Origin of the sequence: Limnoraphis robusta BA-68 BA1 (genome assembly GCF_034932365.1) — a bacterium.
GTDB lineage: Bacteria > Cyanobacteriota > Cyanobacteriia > Cyanobacteriales > Microcoleaceae > Capilliphycus > Capilliphycus robustus.
Genome location: NZ_JAYGHR010000011.1, coordinates 79,177 through 95,923, shown reverse-complemented (window position 1 = coordinate 95,923; position 16,747 = coordinate 79,177). Strand labels below are relative to the sequence as shown.

Annotated in this window: 12 protein-coding genes; 4 read left to right on the top strand and 8 right to left on the bottom strand. The window is 43.2% G+C overall.

Annotated elements, in window-relative coordinates; all coding sequences use genetic code 11:
- Positions 1–2,258 (top strand): CHAT domain-containing protein (locus tag VB836_RS07565; protein ID WP_323218752.1); only part of this gene is annotated, 2,258 nt, incomplete at its 5' end.
- 1,044 nt (positions 2,259–3,302) lie between these two features.
- Here VB836_RS07565 and VB836_RS07560 read toward each other — a convergent pair.
- On the bottom strand, positions 3,303–3,587 hold the full coding sequence (locus VB836_RS07560; protein ID WP_046277555.1) for a hypothetical protein: 285 nt from the start codon (positions 3,585–3,587) through the stop codon (positions 3,303–3,305).
- A 327-nt stretch (positions 3,588–3,914) separates the two neighbouring features.
- On the opposite strand from VB836_RS07560, the gene VB836_RS07555 reads away from it, so the two are divergent.
- Positions 3,915–5,774, top strand: a complete 1,860-nt coding sequence (locus VB836_RS07555) for a hypothetical protein (protein WP_323218751.1) — start codon at positions 3,915–3,917, stop codon at positions 5,772–5,774.
- Here VB836_RS07555 and VB836_RS07550 read toward each other — a convergent pair.
- The 5 genes from VB836_RS07550 to VB836_RS07530 form a co-directional block, all read right to left on the bottom strand.
- Positions 5,714–6,064, bottom strand: a complete 351-nt coding sequence (locus tag VB836_RS07550) for a hypothetical protein (RefSeq protein ID WP_323218757.1) — start codon at positions 6,062–6,064, stop codon at positions 5,714–5,716. The genes VB836_RS07555 and VB836_RS07550 overlap by 61 nt on opposite strands.
- 48 nt (positions 6,065–6,112) lie before the next feature.
- On the bottom strand, positions 6,113–6,871 hold the full coding sequence (locus VB836_RS07545) for an alpha/beta fold hydrolase (RefSeq protein WP_323218750.1): 759 nt from the start codon (positions 6,869–6,871) through the stop codon (positions 6,113–6,115).
- Between the two features lie 172 nt (positions 6,872–7,043).
- The gene (fldA, locus tag VB836_RS07540; RefSeq protein WP_323218749.1) at positions 7,044–7,553 is read right to left on the bottom strand and encodes a flavodoxin FldA; all 510 of its coding nucleotides are present in this window, start codon (positions 7,551–7,553) and stop codon (positions 7,044–7,046) included.
- A 399-nt stretch (positions 7,554–7,952) separates the two neighbouring features.
- Positions 7,953–9,005, bottom strand: coding sequence for a chlorophyll a/b binding light-harvesting protein (locus VB836_RS07535; RefSeq protein ID WP_323218748.1), 1,053 nt, complete (start codon positions 9,003–9,005; stop codon positions 7,953–7,955).
- 541 nt (positions 9,006–9,546) lie between these two features.
- Positions 9,547–12,444, bottom strand: a complete 2,898-nt coding sequence (locus tag VB836_RS07530) for a WD40 domain-containing protein (protein WP_323218747.1) — start codon at positions 12,442–12,444, stop codon at positions 9,547–9,549.
- A gap of 710 nt (positions 12,445–13,154) precedes the next feature.
- On the opposite strand from VB836_RS07530, the gene VB836_RS07525 reads away from it, so the two are divergent.
- Both VB836_RS07525 and VB836_RS07520 read left to right on the top strand, forming a co-directional pair.
- The gene (locus VB836_RS07525) at positions 13,155–13,427 is read left to right on the top strand and encodes a hypothetical protein (RefSeq protein WP_323218746.1); all 273 of its coding nucleotides are present in this window, start codon (positions 13,155–13,157) and stop codon (positions 13,425–13,427) included.
- Positions 13,428–13,962: 535 nt separating this feature from the next.
- Positions 13,963–14,169, top strand: coding sequence for a hypothetical protein (locus tag VB836_RS07520; RefSeq protein ID WP_152964728.1), 207 nt, complete (start codon positions 13,963–13,965; stop codon positions 14,167–14,169).
- Positions 14,170–14,238: 69 nt separating this feature from the next.
- On the opposite strand, the gene VB836_RS07515 is transcribed toward VB836_RS07520, so the two are convergent.
- Together VB836_RS07515 and VB836_RS07510 are read right to left on the bottom strand one after the other, a co-directional pair.
- The gene (locus VB836_RS07515) at positions 14,239–14,373 is read right to left on the bottom strand and encodes a hypothetical protein (RefSeq protein ID WP_323218745.1); all 135 of its coding nucleotides are present in this window, start codon (positions 14,371–14,373) and stop codon (positions 14,239–14,241) included.
- Positions 14,374–14,381: 8 nt separating this feature from the next.
- Positions 14,382–16,634: an APC family permease gene (locus tag VB836_RS07510; protein ID WP_407659592.1), complete on the bottom strand. Its 2,253-nt coding sequence runs from the start codon at positions 16,632–16,634 to the stop codon at positions 14,382–14,384.
- Positions 16,635–16,747: the final 113 nt, after the last annotated feature.

Here is a 16,747-nt window from a genome sequence, read left to right as displayed (position 1 = left end):
GGGAAGCGGCTACTCTCAACAATATTGGCTTGGTCTACCATGCTTTAGGAGACCGACAACAGGCCTTTGAATTCTACAACCAATCCCTTCCTCTCAGGCGACAAGTGGGAGATAAAGCGGGGGAAGCGGCTACTCTCAACAATATTGGCTTGGTCTACCATGCTTTAGGAGACCGACAACAGGCCTTTGAATTCTACAACCAATCCCTTCCTCTCAGGCGACAAGTGGGAGATAAAGCGGGGGAAGCCAACACTCTCTATAATTTTGCTGTCCTCCAACGGAGTCAAGGTAGCCTCACTGAAGCCTTAATCGATATGGAATTAGCAATTAATATTATTGAAGAACTCCGCACCAAAATTATTAGTCAAGACCTACGAACAACCTACTTTGCTAGCGTTTATGGTTATTATCAATTTTATATTGATTTGTTGATGGAGTTGCACCAACAAAACCCCAATCAAGGGTATGATGCCAAAGCGTTAGACGCCAGTGAACGGGGTCGGGCGAGGAGTTTATTAGATATTTTGGCGGAGTCGGGGGCGGATATTAAACAAGGGGTTGACCCGCAATTGTTGGCGGAAGAAAAGAGTTTATTGCAACGACTGAATGCCTTAGACCAAACTCGACAACTCAATCCGGGAGAAAGAGATTTTGAGGAATTGAAGCAGGAAATTGAAGCGGTTCGCCGTGAGTTGCGAAACCTAGAAGTTGAAATTAAACGCAATAGTCCCCAATATGCCAATTTACAATATCCCTCACCGTTAACCGCCTCGGAAATTCAGCAAAAAGTTCTCGATGAGGAGACGGTTTTATTAGTTTATTCGTTGGGAACTGAACGCAGTTTTTTATGGTTGGTGAGTACAACGGAAGTTAAAAGTTATCAACTCCCCAAACGTTCAGATATTGAAGCGTTAGCAACATCTTTTTTAGAAGAAATTCAATCTCTGGCTGTCGTTCCGCCTTCCGGTGAAAAGTTGAGTCAAATTTTATTATCTCCGGTTATCAATCAGTTAGGAAATAAACGGTTAGTTATCGTTGGGGATGGGATTTTACAAACCGTTCCCTTTGCGGCGTTACCGATTTCTAGCCTTGTTTCTCGCCCCCTAAATCCCCCAGCCCCCAAACCCCCAATAATGGGGGCTTTCATAGATGGGGGACTTGTAAAAATGGGGGACTTTGAAAAGATTAGTTCCCCCCAAATTTGGGGGGCTAGGGGGGCTATCAACCCTCAGTTAAAGACTTCTCGCCCCCTAAATCCCCCAATTCTGGGGGACTTGGAAAAGATTAATTCCCCCCAAATTTGGGGGGCTAGGGGGGCTATCAACCCTCAGTTAAAAACTTTTCGCCCCCTAAATCCCCCAATTCTGGGGGACTTGGAAAAGATTAATTCCCCCCAAATTTGGGGGGCTAGGGGGGCAACATACACACCGTTAATTGTTCAACATGAAATTATCACATTACCTTCTGCTTCCAGTTTAGCAATTCTCAGAGAACAAGTTCAAGGACGAACACCCGCCCCGAAAAAAGTTGTGGTTATTGCTGACCCCGTTTTTGAAGAAAATGACCCTCGTTTTCAAATTGCATCATCAACAAAAACTGAAACCAATGATGTTAATACAATCGTATTAAGGCAATCTCTAGAGGATTTTCTGGGTAAATCTTTTGGTCGTTTACAACACACTCGCCAAGAAGCCGAAGCCATTTTAGCGTTAGTTCCTGATGGTTTAAAACGATTGGCGTTGGATTTTAATGCTAACCGTAACACTGCAACGGATTCTAATTTATCTCAATATCAAATCGTTCATTTTGCCACTCACGGACTGTTAAATGAAACCCAACCGGAATTATCAGGATTGGTGTTTTCTTTATATGATGAAACCGGAACAGAAAAACCGGGATTTTTACAATTGAGTGATATTTTTAATTTAACGCTTTCGGCTGATTTGGTGGTATTAAGTGCGTGTCAAACGGGAATTGGTCAGGATATTCGGGGCGAAGGATTGGTGAGTTTAACGAGGGGTTTTATGTATGCGGGTGCGGAACGAGTTGTGGTGAGTTTATGGGCGGTTGCTGATAATTCGACCTCGGAATTTATGCAAAATTATTATCGAAAAATATTAGAAACAGGTTCAAATCCGGCTACTGCGATGCGAGAAGTTCAGTTAGAAATGATTGAATCGGATAATTATAACGCTCCCTATTATTGGGCGGCGTTTGTGTTTCAGGGAGAATGGAAAACCGGACTTTCAACCCGGTGATTGATCCCCCTAAATCCCCCTTAAAAAGGGGGACTTAAAGTTATCAGTAGGTTGGGTTGAGGAACGAAACCCAACATTCAACCCAACATTAACAACTTCGTTGGGTTTCGCACTACTCATTCATCGCTTTTCTCTCCAAGTTAATTCGCTCAACCCAACCTACAGGAATTTGAGTTATCAGTAGGTTGGGTTGAGGAACGAAACCCAACATTCAACCCAACATTAACAACTTCGTTGGGTTTCGCACTACTCATTCATCGCTTTTCTCCCCTAGTTAATTCGCTCAACCCAACCTACAGGAATTTGAGTTATCAGTAGGTTGGGTTGAGGAACGAAACCCAACATTAAACCCAATATTAAAAGCTTCGTTGGGTTTCGCACTACTAATTCATCGCTTTTCTCCCCTAGTTAATTCGCTCAACCCAACCTACAGGTAACTCAGTAGGTTGGGTTGAGGAACGAAACCCAATATTCAACCCAACATTAACAACTTCGTTGGGTTTCGCACTACTAATTCATCGCTTTTCTCCCCAAGTTAATTCGCTCAACCCAACCTACAGGTAACTCAGTAGGTTGGGTTGAGGAACGAAACCCAATATTAAAAGCTTCGTTGGGTTTCGCACTACTAATTCATCGCTTTTCTCTCCAAGTTAATTCGCTCAACCCAACCTACAGGTAACTCAGTAGGTTGGGTTGAGGAACGAAACCCAATATTAAAAGCTTCGTTGGGTTTCGCACTACTAATTCATCGCTTTTCTCCCCTAGTTAATTCGCTCAACCCAACCTACAGGTAACGGAGAGAATTCGTTGGGTTTCGCACTACTAATTCATCGCTTTTCTCCCCTAGTTAATTCGCTCAACCCAACCTACGATTAACTACCCAAAATGTCAATCCTTTCTCGTCGGCGTTTCATTGAATTTGCGGGTTCAGCCCTCGCTACCCTTGGAATTAATTCTTTAAACTTGCTCCCAAAAATCGATTTTAATCTGAAAAACCCGATCTCTGAGAAACCGGGTTCTTCTTCTGTTTAAGGAAGAGTAAGATTAAGCTTTCGGTTTGGTTAAATTAGCACAATAGCCTTGATCAACCACTTTCGAGGAAATGTGAGCGGGTTGAACGTCTACACCTTTGGGTAGAGGGCGAGAAAGGGTATGAAAAGCCACCTGTTTACAGACGACTTGGTTACTGCCAATTGCAGCATAATCCCAAATGTAGACTTGAGGATCGTTTGTTGTTGGGTTTATTGTTGCGTTGGCGGGTGTGAACGTCCCAGAACCCAAAAACACCAGCACCAAAGCTGTTAAAGCGGCAATCAGGTACTTGAACATGGCGTATTATTTGTCTAAAAAGTTGGTTGATTAATTGCTTTCTATTATATCTCCAGAATTTTTAATCGCATCAAGTTTGAGTGGGGACGTTCTAACATAAATAAAACCCCGTCTGATGGAACGGGGTCAATCTGGGGTGTTTCTCTATGCATCTGTAAATAAGATATCAAGGAGACCTCTTCCGCCACAATGTATGAAATACGGATTTTTTTTCGAGTTGTGAAACGCCATCTCCGTGAAAACACGTAGAAATTGCAGCTATTTTTTCAGAATAGATACATTGAGGCGAAAAATTACCCCCTCACCAACCTGCTTGGAGAATACCCGATGAAGCTAAAACCCTTCGCTATCAGTCTGTTTGTCTTCATACTTAGTGGTACACTGAGTTGTTCGAGTCAGACGACTGAGAAGACCCCCAAAACGCCATTGACTGAAAACGCCTCTATTTCCCCTCGCCTCTGGGATAACGATGCCGAACAAGCCTTTCAACAGCGTAGCCTCGCCATTCGTCAGAGAGTGGCTTCTGAAGACCTAAATAAGCTTGATGCGTGGTGGCGACGAGTTAAACTCGGTGATCCTCACAAATACTTGCTTCCTGTTATTCTCGCCCGTCTGAGTTTACCCGAACAATACAACCCCGACACGCTTTGGCCGTTTTTACGCAGTTTGGACAAAGATCGCCCTGACTTGTACCATTTTCGGGCGATACACGATATTCGCCTGTTTTTCCTGTTTCGCGATCAACTTCCTCCAGACGTAGAAAACACCTATCGTCAAATGTTAGACAGTCCCGAAGTGATCGAATGGATGGAACAAGGCACTGAAAATCATATGTTCATGCAACGGGGTTCGGGACTGGCTTTAATGGATGGAAGCGGTTGGCCGAATGGGGCGCCCGGTGTTGCTGCAACTAATGAAGCGTGGCTGCGGGCTGAACTGAATAAATTTCTGACAATTGGTCAGGGTGAGTTTCATTCTTCAACTTACTACGGTTATGCGATCGCAGGGTTACTGAATATCTATGATTTTGCCAAAACTCCCGAACTCCGACAACTGGCTAAAGCCTCTCTCGACTGGTTTGCAGCAAATATGGCGGTTCGTATGAGTTGGGGAACCGCAGGCGGCGCCGAAAGTCGAGGGTTTGATCGCGGAACTTGGGATGGTAGCGAGTTGAGTACGGTGGCTTGGGTGTGGTGGGGTTCGGACCCGCAAACGGCTTCCCGTATCCCGCAAAATTACGCCTGGGTTGGGGTTCCGGCGGCGTTGAGTTCCTACCGTCCTCCGGCGGAAATGACGGCTTTAGCGAAGAAAGAAGTGCGGTTGCCGTTTTTATTGAAAGCGAGTCATCCTAATTATTATAGTTATCATCAAAGTAATCAATTTTGGGAAACGTTTTATATCACTGAAGACTACAGTTTAGCGACGCTGTTAATTCCCCAACGTTCTTATCAAGTAACAGGAACCATTAACGCTCAATACACGACTTATAAACTGGTGATTCGTGACCCGAAAGGCGTTAAGAATGCGGTGGTGCGTTTGGGCGGAACCTATCACAGTCCGATAGCTGCGGGGAATTCTCCGGGTGATCAATTTTTGCAGGAAAAAGGAACCGTTGTCTATCAATTAAGATTGAATGAACGGGATATTTCTGCCGGAGTTCCAACTCGTTCTCATTTAGTGCTTCCGACTCGTTATGGTGAACCCCAACAACATAATAATTGGTATATTTGGCAAGTTGAAAATGTTTGGTTATGTGTTAGGGTTTGGGGAGACACAATAGACTGGAAACCGCAAGTTTCCGAAAAATATGCTGACACCCAAGTATTAGCTGCGAATGGGGTGAATACTGCTTGGATCACTGAAGTTGTTTCTCTCAAGGATGCGCCCACTTTGGAAGCTTTAACTCGTCGTTTAGACCAAACACAAATTAATGATCGCCTATGGACGAATCTAGGTCAATTATCCTATAAATCGGTCACAGGCGATCGCTTAGAATTGATTTATGAACCCAATGGCGGTATTGGAGGGGGAACTGTTAATGATCAAGAAAGGGTCTTAGGAAATTGGGCGGTGTTAGAGAGTCCCTATCTCAAACAAGAATTATCCAGTGGTGTTTTAGAACTGATTCATCCTGAAGGACGTTGGAAATTACGCACAACATTAGCCGCACCACAATGGGAAGAATAAACTTCTTGTAAGCGTAATCTTTTGTCTCGGTTTAACTCAAAATCACGACATTCTAATGCCTCTTCTGTGAGTGCCATTTTGGGATGAACGGTACATTTTAGGCGATAATCTCCGGTAAAGTAAGCACAGCCACTACAAGGAATGCTATGTAAGCGTTTGAGATGAATTATTCCTTCTCTAAAGGCTAGCTGTAGACTCCAAAAAAACAATACCATTAATCCCAAAGCACTCATCGAATAAAGCAAGCGAACAGGATGTAGAATTACACTCAGTAGAACCACTGGAATCATCAAAGTTATGACCTCAAAATCAACAGTTCATGGTTTTTTGCGAAGAACTTAGTGTTTCAGGGAAATCATCGGAGTTCGAGATTCACCTTGATTAGAGAACGATTCAATATCTGACCAAAAGTTGAGGATTTTGTCTTGAATCAATTGAGGAAAAAAGTGATGGAAAAAATGACCCCCTTGAGGCACTTGAACAACGCGATCACCGGGTTTTAACATACTTCTCCAGCCTTGTAATTCCTGCTCATCAACAATCACATCATCTTCGCTTCCACAAGCCATCAAAGGCACCGAAACCGGGATGGGTGTCATACTCATTCGCTGCATTAAAGAATGCACTGAAAGGGACTGTGTTAAGTCTCGATCTAGCATTGACATTAAACGTTGTCGGGTTGTGGGTTTCTGATATCCAAACAACGTTTCAACGGTGTGTTCAAGCAGAACTTGACGACTACAAGGTAATAATTGAAGCTGCACATAATAATGCGCTTTCCAGTCAACTGTGGGATGAACTCCAACTGATAATAACGTTAAAGATTTAACTCGTTCTGGATATTTTTTGGCATACATTAATCCCAGTAATCCCCCTGTACTATGACCGATTAAATGAATCGGTTTATCATGGGATTTGAGATAATCATGGACTAATGTTACTGCGGTATTTAGACAACTGGGTTCGTCTAAAGTTTGACGATATTCCCAATACCCCAGTCGAACTGTTTGGGATAATTGATTGACTAATTCTTGGTCAAAGTGTCGTAAACTCGGACTCGTATTCAACCAGAGAACATCAGGTAGACGTGACATCATTGTTACTCCATTGGATAGATTGACGGTTTAAACAGCAAACTGTTTTTAATAAAACGGTTTTTGATATTCTATTTTAAAAAAACTTCATGCAGTTAGAGATGAGTTAAGGTGTGTTGAGGATATTGTCTGAAGCTATGACTCTAACTCATCTCGATCTTGTGGTTTTTAAGGGTTAAATTCCAAACTCCGTCTGAAGTTGTTTAACCCAACTTTTAATCCGTTTTTCTGTCAGTTCAGACTGATTATCTTCATCTAAGGCTAAACCCACGAATTTACCATTTTTAACGGCTTTTGAGGCTTCATGTTCATAACCCTCTACAGGCCAGTGTCCTACAGTTGTTCCGCCTAAACCGGCAATTTTTTCTTCTAACATTCCCATCGCATCTTGAAAGTTATCGGCATAACCAATTTGATCTCCCGTCCCAAAATAGGCGACTTTTTTTGTGGTAAAATCGACATGATCCAGTTCATCAAACAAGCCATCCCAATCACTTTGAAGTTCGCCAATATTCCAAGTCGGACAGCCAATAATTAGACAATCATACTGTTGGAATTCTTCTAATTCTGCTTCAGCAATATCATGGATCTCAACAATGTCTTCTCCAAATTCTGCTTGAATCATTTCCGCCGCACCTTCTGTTTTTCCGGTTGTTGTCCCGAAAAATAAACCGATTTTTGACATGATTTCTCCTTGAGTAAAGTTAGACCCCAAAATAGTCTTCAGCGTTAAGGTTTAAACAGAGGAAAGGGTTCTGTTCTTCAACTTGGGCTGAATTTATGGGTGATTAATAGAATAAATTCTCAATAACTAGGAAGATTTGCTGAGTTGTTGTTGGTCTGTGCCTTGACTAACTTTTCTCACTCTCCTTGATTCTAAATTAACAGATCTGATAGTTTATTGCAAGTATTTTGCAATTATTTTTTTAAATCTGCACCCGTTTGTTGCTAAAAACCCTGATTTAGCTAGCTTTATGGGTGAAAAGTGGGGTAAAGTTGATAGACTCTCTCAATAACTAAATCTATCACCTTACCCCAGAAAAATCAATCAGGGTGAGAAAAACCCGGTTTATGGCTAAATCAGTTATTCTTCAACAACCGTTGTCGGGGGAGTTCCCGCCCCATCAAAAGCTTGTTCAACCCGTTTGAAGTCAAAACCAATTGCCCGTAAAGCGTGCCACAGATGGCCCTGCAAGAAGAAAAACGCTAAAAAGAAATGAGCATTAGCCAGCCAACAGCGAGAGGTGTGGGCGCCGAGTGGAAGTTCCACCGTATCGGCAAAATAGGGCGTTATCCCCAACTTAATATCGAGAACAGGGCCATAAAATTCCACCGGATAAGCCAAAGTATTCACGGCACAGAAATAAGCCGCCACAAACCCCGCTAAAGCAATTCCGCCCAAAGAATAAGAAAGAATCGCTTCTCCAGAGAAGATTAACACCCGTTTCGCCCAAGGTAAGGGTTCTTTAACGATGTGCCAAATTCCGCCTAAAATCAACAGCGCACCCACATAAATATGACCCCCTACTAAGTCTTCTAAACTATTGAGGGAGGCAAAATGGGTTTGATAGCCGTAAATAATAAACGGATCAAGGGTAGGATGGTTAATTGTGCGAACCGTTTGAGTTGTGGCATCGTAAAGTCCGCCCCAAAACATGGCTTTTGCTGCCAACAATAACGCCCCAGCACCCAAAAATAGCAGGTGATGCCCTAAAATAATCCCCAATTGTTTGGGGTTGTTCCACTCAAAATGAAACTTTTTCGCCTGACTGGAACTATCTTTGAGATTTTCAGGCGCTTTGAACGTATGAAACAACGCTCCCGCCCCGAAAACCGCCGAGGAAATCAGGTGAACCACACCAATCACAAAATAGGGATAGGTATCAACAATCATACCCCCTTCACCCACACCAAAGCCTAACGTTGCCAGATGGGGCAGAAGAATTAAACCTTGTTCACCCATCGGAATTTCCGGGGAAAACCGGGAAATTTCAAATAAAGTAAACGCTCCCGCCCAAAAAGTAATTAAAGCAGCTTGGGCGGCGTGGGCAGCAATAAACAAACCAGATTGGTTCGCGAAGCGGGCATTTCCAGCCCACCAACCGTATTGAATTTCAGATTTGCCGTAACTTTGCATTGTTAGCGGGTCTCCTTCTGTAACTGCATAGGCTTATGATGCCAGCTAAATGCGACTCATTCTTATTTATTCTGTTTTTCTTAAGAGTTATTGTCATTAAAAAATTCATTTTTTCAGAGAAAAAACACAAGATCTTGGTGTCTCTGTGCCTTGGTGGTTTTTCTTCTCAAAAAAAAGAGGAGATGGGGATGTCAAGCCCATTTCTCCTCTGTATTTTTTGTCTGAGTTATTGCTAGAATCACAATTGAATTGCGAACAATTGCACTTTCCGCAAACTTTTTATCGCTTCACCAACATAGAGGTTGTCTGTTTTGGTTAAATTTATCGCTCTTAAATTATTAAGAGTTTTTATCATTAATTGGAACATTCCAATTGAGAGCAAGTCAGATCTACTCAGTATCAGCCTATCACTTCCAACACTTGAGAAGTTCTGACCCATTCAAAGCTTGCACCCACCAAACTTTTGACCTCAATTCTAGATTAACAGAACTTTTAGTTTATTGCAAGTCTTTCTCATTAGTTTCCAGAGAATCGCTGAAAGTCAATCAGCACTTGAGGTCAAGGCACCCAGGGCAACAATCCGATTGATCTGTTCAACCGTTAAACCAGTCACCCCTGTAATATTCATCTGTTCGTAGGCACCCGAAGCCCTCAACGTCTCTTGATACTGCCCCGTTTGTACATTCCAAAGCTGAATCGTCCCTTCACCCGTGCCAATTGCTAAGATCTGACCATTCGGACTAAAGGCTAAAGCACGAATCGGATCAGGGGTGTGGTGTAACGTTTTCAAACACTGTCCCGTGTGTCGGTTCCACAATTTCACCGTACCATCCTCACTGCCACTGGCTAAAATCGGTTCATCAAGACTATTGGCGATCGACTCAATCCCGTGAGTATGACCCCGCCAGGTTTGCAAACAGCTTCCTGTACTAATATCCCACAGTTTCAGCGTGCAATCGCGACTTGCACTCACCAAAATCGGTGCAACCTCAAGTCGTTTAAGACTATTCACCTCATCGCTTAATCCCTCTGTTGCAAATAACGCCGTGCCATTCGGTGAGGTTGCCATCTCTAAACCCTCCCAGGGAGAATGAACCGAGGCAAAGATCGCACAACTCACCCCCCCTTGATGTCCGCTACAGCTTCTCAAACAATCCCCAGTGTTGACATCCCATAACTCAATCGTTGAGTCCTGATTGCCACTCGCCAAGATACCATTAGAACTAAACGCGATCGCATTCACCTGACTTTTGACTTCTATCTCGGTGTACACCGTCCCTCGGCGGACATCCCACAACCGAATCATCCCATCCTCGCCACAGGTTGCCAACATCTGCCCCAAAGGACTCCAAGCCAAAGCATTCACACCGCCATGATGTCCTGACCACACCTGACGACAATGACCTGTCTGTACATCCCAGAGACGAATCGTGCCATCTTGACTACTACTAGCAAGGGTTTGTTGATCCCGACTCCAAGCCACTGCCGTTACAGCCCCACGATGGGATGGACTGATCAACCGTTGCTGACTCCCAGACCGCAGTGACCAAAGCCGGATTTCCCCCCAGATATTTCCCGTTGCTAATTCAGTATTGTCTTGACTAAAATCGAGGGCTGTCATCTCACCCCCATTGGTGGCAAAAATAGAATGGGAAAGATTCGCATAGGCAAAATTACAATGATGTAAATTCACCTGCTGTAAATCGGCGTGCCAAACTGTTAGATGAGAAAAATCATAACCACTGAGATCAATTTGCAGTCTGACACAAAGGTTCAGCCAATTTCCCACGCCATAACCCGATCCCTGCTTTTCCATTTGTCGCAGTCGCTCTAAAATGGTTTGAAGTTGTTCTAATAAGGCTCTTGAAGAACTAAAGGTCATTTGCAGCGCTCGGGCAATTGGTTCTAAAATCGAAGCCCGTTGATGTTCTCGCACGCTTCGATCAACGGTTGTTTTGATCAGCGTATGAGTAAAAAATTGCTTGATTTCTCCAGTTGTTAACTCGTGAACAATTTCTTCCGTTAGACAGTGAGTCAGGTATTCCATCACCATCGGTTCGATGATATAATAATTTTCTTCCGTCTTTTTTTTGCTGGTATCCGCCCTTTTTCGTCCTTCTCTTTTAACAAGCGATCGCCAGCTTAAAGACTCTAAAGCCTGTAAAATACTCGCTTGAGACACAGGCGGAATTAAGTCTCGATGCAACTGTTTAACAGTCGTTTGTCCGCGATCAATGGCTAGCCAGAACATAATTGTCATTTCCAACGCAGATAAACGCTGAAATTGCGGATCAAGGAGTCGGCGAATTCCGTTAAAAATCACCGAACGATGTTCTAAAAATTGAGTAATTTCACCTTCAAACAGATCTTGAATTGAACTCGAAACAATCTTTAACGCCAGAGGACTGTAACTATAGAGTTCACACAGACATTTTTTTTGTTCCGGTGAACCGTACAAAGGATCAAGTAAGGCGATCGCCGCATCGGGTGAACCTTCCAATAAAAATGAACGCACCGCCTGTCCGGTTCCTTCAAACGCTGCAATTTCTGGGGGTTTTTCTCGGGAAGTCAAAAGCAAACAACTTTGATGAACTGTTTCTCCCATGACTCGAAAGAGTTCACCATATCCTTCATATCCGGGGCGATAGCGTCCTGTGGTGCCTTCCTCCAAAATCGTTTCGACATTATCCAAGACAATTAAACAACGATAAGTCCGACACAAGCGAATTAATTCTCCCATCTCGCTGAGAGATGTTGAACCCGTAGAAGCCGTTGTCGCAGGTGTTAGTGTGGTGGTGGTTTCGGAACTTGAAGGAGACAAAAAAGACAAAAGCTGAGTTAAAACGGTTTCCGGTGCAGGTGCGTAACGCAGCGATCGCCAAATGACCACATCAAACTCGCTTTTGAGTTGTTCCACCAGTTTAACCACGAGGGCTGTTTTTCCCATACCGCCCATCCCCATCACCGCTAACAGTCGTACCGAAGCGGTTTGAATGTACTCTTGGAGTTGAGCAAGTTCAGCAGTACGTCCATAGAAAACCGATACATCTGGTGCTTCTCCCCATTCCCAACGGTTTTGCAGGGGGGATGAACGGTTGTCCTCAAAACTGCGACTTGGGGAAAGATAGCTTTCGTGTGGAATGGGGGCGAGTGAGGGGAGTGCTGTTGCCGGCATCGCTTCTACGGTACTACTATAGCGCTGAATCAGCAGAGAGCGAAAATTTTTCTTCGTGACTTTTTGTCCGAGTACCTCTGAGAGTGAATGCCACAGTCCTGCTGCCACGCCCTTGATATAATCGGGGTCATAACCTGCATCTTCAGCAATATCGGCATAGCCTTTCCCTTCCCAGGACTGTCGAAAGACGAGGGTTTTAACGGTGTTTAACGAACCTGGGGGTAAAGTTCTCTCTAAAATGGCTAAGGCTTCCTCAACTTTCATTCGCTCTCACACTTTCTGGCATTTGTTTTTTCTTTTTCTGATTTTACTTTACTCATTCTCAGCAGAGATTGTCCGGATCGAGACATTGGCGCGAAGTTGCATATTTTGTTAAAGCAGGATTGCCGATTGATTTATATCACGCTTGTTTACAGAAATGTGATTAACTCGCTACAGTCTGGCGATGCCTGCTGGGAGAATTACCTCTGTAAATGATTGCTTTTTTGTCCCGGATCTCTTAGATTTCTGCACGATTTATATTTCTTTAATAGAAGTTAAAAATGTTTGAAATTTTTCAGGCAATTGTCAACAAATTTTATTGAGGTGAATGAGTTTAACCCCACATGATATCACAATCAGGCTTTAACATCATCAAAACCCAGAGCGATAACGGTTTTCTTCTCAAAAATTAGGGTCTTCGGTAGCCTCACCCTTGGAGACTCTGTTGTTGAGTGAAAATCTATCACTTTCGTTAGAGGCGGACTTCCGACTCCATCGGTAATATTAAGTTAGTTCTCGGATCGTTCAATTGACTTAAAAATCAGAGCTAGTCTGTGCTTTGAGTTAATGAATCGAATTCCGAAACGATAACAGAAGTATGAAAAATGAACTACAGGAGTTTTCACATGATCAATTTTCTGTCAGGAATATATACTCACATAACCAATTGGGCTAAGACATTTCAGGTTAAACATTTTCTAAGTGTGATATTAGTGGGATCTCTACTATTAACAACAGGTCTTTCTGAACGCCAGAGCCAAGCTGTTACCCATAAAGTTGATAACATTATACATCAAGACGATTCCGAACGCCCAAAAACAACAGGTGAATGGCAAGCCGAAGCAATGGAAACAGAAAATGCGCCCGGTCAACGAATTAAAAGAATCGCGGGAGAATCAGCAGAAGCCTTAAAAGAATGGGGTGAATTGTATCCAGAAGTTGCCGAGAGTACCTTTGAGGACGACTCCAACAAAAGAACCAAGTAAGTTATCTCTAATTTAAGGATTTTTAAGCCTTGTCTAGATTCGGTTTTTAAAAGGTGTTAAAAATCAAAATATGGAGTTGTAGCCTCGTGGTTATAGCTCCCTAGTTTTTTCGTGGTAAAAAAGCGAACAACAATATTTAACAGTGTATAAAAAAACCTGTTAATCCCTCTAAAAAAGCTTTTGAAGCCTATTTTAACAAAATTATTCTTAATTTTTTAAGCCATAACTGTAAGAATTACCTATTTTTGTTGCTAATCGTCAGCACTCACTCACTGTTGGAAAAATATCTAACAAATATATAACTTTTAGCTTACTTTTAGCTTACTTTTAGCTCTAGACAGTTAAACAGTTCATCACTTAATTCTTACTGACAGAACATTTTGTTCGACTTAATCTGAAGAATAAGGCAAGTAGAAGGCAGAACTAAATTTAAAATTCTCATTGCTTGAGAAAGCAGGGATGAACAAGAGAGCAAGATTTTAAGTTTTTTTGTGCCTATCTACAGACAAAACAAACCCTCGCACCTGAATTGAGTATGAATTCTCAAGCTATGTCTGCTTTAAACCCTCTCACCATTGGGAAAGTCATTGATCGGATTATCGCCACCGGGCGACTGACTCGCAGCGATCAAAAATTACTGCATACTTTGAGCCGAATCCAGCCTTCAATCAGCCATGAAGAAAATCATAAAATTCAGCGATTACGAGATCGGCTACAGATGGGTTTACTCAAACTAATCTAATAGAATAAACGGCAAAATTCTACCCCAAAATAGGTAAATCCAGCCATGAGCAGGCAGCGTGTTTACAACTTATTTGTAGTTAGATGAAGCTTGCTGCTTGTCAAGATTGCTATACCCAAATAAAATCCGACGAGATTTGAGAGAAAATAGACTCTCAGGCGTCGGATTATCAGTATAAACTGTAGGAATTGCAGCTCTGATCATCTCCTTGACTATTTAGGGGGAGTTGTTTCTTGCAAAATTTCAGCGAAGGCAAAATTCGGAGCCGCTAAAACAAAAATTGTTGGCGGTAAACCTTCAGCCATTTGTTGCAAACCTTCGTAATATTCAGGATAATTTAACTCAGGAGACGGTTGAGCCATCCCCAAGAAAACTAAATCGGCATTTGCTGAAGAGGAATGTAAAATTTCAGGAAACGTTTTTCCCTGAGAAACAATCACATTGGGCGTTGCTCCAATCCTCAACTGTTGGACAAGTTCTGCTAAATTCAAACGAGCCGCCTGAGCCGCCATTTCATCAGGAACAACTAACTTCAAATAAATCTCCGCACCCCGCCAATCAATACTCGTTCGTAACAGATAAGCCAAAATTAACATCAATCCCCCATTCGCATTTAAGCCTCCCCACCACAGATCAATTCGTTTTCGACTTTTAAACTCAGACTGATTGGAGCGAAAAATAATGATACTTCGTTCTCGTTTATTGAGTTCAGCAATCATCTGACAATATGAATCCCGGCGTTGAGAAGATTGACTATCCCCTAACAGCACTGTATTGGGAATAAGTGGCCCAATCCCATAAGCATCAACCAACTGTTGAGCGCCAATAAACGGATCAACTGCCGTAATCACTCGTACCAACCCTTGAATCCCTCGCTTCTCCAAATATTCGCGCAGTGTAGCCTCCATTTCACTACATTGAACGGGATCACGAGAACCACTCGGTAAAACGGTACAGAGCGTAAATAAACTGCGGTTGTGAGTAAAAGTAGATGCCAGTTCAACTAAATGCCATCGTTTCGTCGGAGCGCCGGAGAACGTTAAAATGTGAGGACGCCAATTTTTGGTATCGGGAGCATAACTCAGTTGCATGATCCCCCGCCGGATTAACGCCATCCAAATTCCTTGGCGAACATCTCCCCAAGCCGCCTCCAGTTCTCGACGTTCCAGCCAGATATAGATGCTAAACACAATCATCGCCGCCATAACCGTCGCCACAGCATCAATCAAAAACATCACGCCCAAACAGCCGACTACACCCAAGAGAGAAAACAGCCAATGAACCTTAAAAGAGGGACGAAAGGAAGGACTTCTGAGGAAACTTTCAATTCCTGCGGCTAAATTTAAAACCAGATAAGTAGTCAGAAAGAACATACTGAGAACCGGAGCAATTAGGTTTAAATCTCCCACTGCTACTGCTACTAACACAAAACCCAAAGTCACCACCGTCGCAATCCGGGGTTCATCTTGTTCTCCGCTTCCGGTTCCGATGAAACGTAACCAAGTGGGTAAAATTCCATCTCGCGCTAAGGCTTGCAATACCCGAGGCGCCCCTAAAATACTGCCTAAAGCACTCGATAATGTTGCTCCCCATACGCCTAATAAAACCGAAGGCCCCCACCAGGCGATGCGCTTCATAATCAACGGATCAGCCAATAAAGCCCCCGTTTCCGCCCCTTTCCACAAAAAGATCGGAATCACCATATAAATGATGTAACCCGTAATCACCGCCGCTAAGGTGCCAACCGGGATGGATTTTGTCGGATCTCGTAAATCTCCTGACATATTCACCCCCGCCATAATTCCGGTAACAGCCGGAAAGAACACCGCAAATACAGGCCAAAATCCCACTTTAGCCGTGTTATTGACAATTTCTAATTCGATGTCTGTGACGGCTACAGGTAGGGGAAGTGAGATGGCTCCACCGACGAAACAAACCAGCGATAAGGCGATCGCAGCCATAATGAAATACTGAGCTTTAATTGCCACTTCTGCGGATTTGATCGCCACAATCGTTACCAGAATTGTAGTAATTAACGCCACAACCCGGACATCCAACTGCGGAAATGTAATCTTCAGACTTTCTGCAAAACCAATGGTGTACAACGCCACTGAAATAGCTTGAGCAAAATAAAGCGGAATACCGACAGCACCGCCAGACTCTATCCCCAAGGAGCGACTAATCATATAATAAGCGCCTCCAGTACGAACCACTCGATCCGTGGCGATCGCACAAATGGATAGGGATGTTAAAAAGGTAATGGAGGTTGAGAGGGTAACAATGAGCAAGGTTGCGCCTAAACCAACTTGTCCAACAACCCACCCAAACCGCAAGTACATGATCACCCCCAAGATTGTTAGAATCGAGGGTGTATAAACACCACCAAACGTTCCTAAACCTGATCCGGGTGGCTTTTGAGGTTTAGGAGTTGATGGTTCCGAACGACGAAACACAAGGAATTTCACGTTTTTAGTTGAGTTCTAATACAAACAACAAAGATTAACTAAAATCCTTGTCTATCTTATTTGTGCAGCTAAATGCTGACAATCTAGCTTAACAGCTCAAGTTAACAGGTTGA

Bases quoted from the DNA above. Each gene is read 5' to 3' on its own strand.
- VB836_RS07560 (WP_046277555.1), bottom strand. From the start codon at position 3,587: ATGTTCAAGTACCTGATTGCCGCTTTAACAGCTTTGGTGCTGGTGTTT.
- VB836_RS07555 (WP_323218751.1), top strand. From the start codon at position 3,915: ATGAAGCTAAAACCCTTCGCTATCAGTCTGTTTGTCTTCATACTTAGT.
- VB836_RS07550 (WP_323218757.1), bottom strand. From the start codon at position 6,064: ATGATTCCAGTGGTTCTACTGAGTGTAATTCTACATCCTGTTCGCTTG.
- VB836_RS07545 (WP_323218750.1), bottom strand. From the start codon at position 6,871: ATGATGTCACGTCTACCTGATGTTCTCTGGTTGAATACGAGTCCGAGT.
- fldA (WP_323218749.1), bottom strand. From the start codon at position 7,553: ATGTCAAAAATCGGTTTATTTTTCGGGACAACAACCGGAAAAACAGAA.
- VB836_RS07535 (WP_323218748.1), bottom strand. From the start codon at position 9,005: ATGCAAAGTTACGGCAAATCTGAAATTCAATACGGTTGGTGGGCTGGA.
- VB836_RS07530 (WP_323218747.1), bottom strand. From the start codon at position 12,444: ATGAAAGTTGAGGAAGCCTTAGCCATTTTAGAGAGAACTTTACCCCCA.
- VB836_RS07520 (WP_152964728.1), top strand. From the start codon at position 13,963: ATGAATTCTCAAGCTATGTCTGCTTTAAACCCTCTCACCATTGGGAAA.
- VB836_RS07515 (WP_323218745.1), bottom strand. From the start codon at position 14,373: ATGATCAGAGCTGCAATTCCTACAGTTTATACTGATAATCCGACGCCT.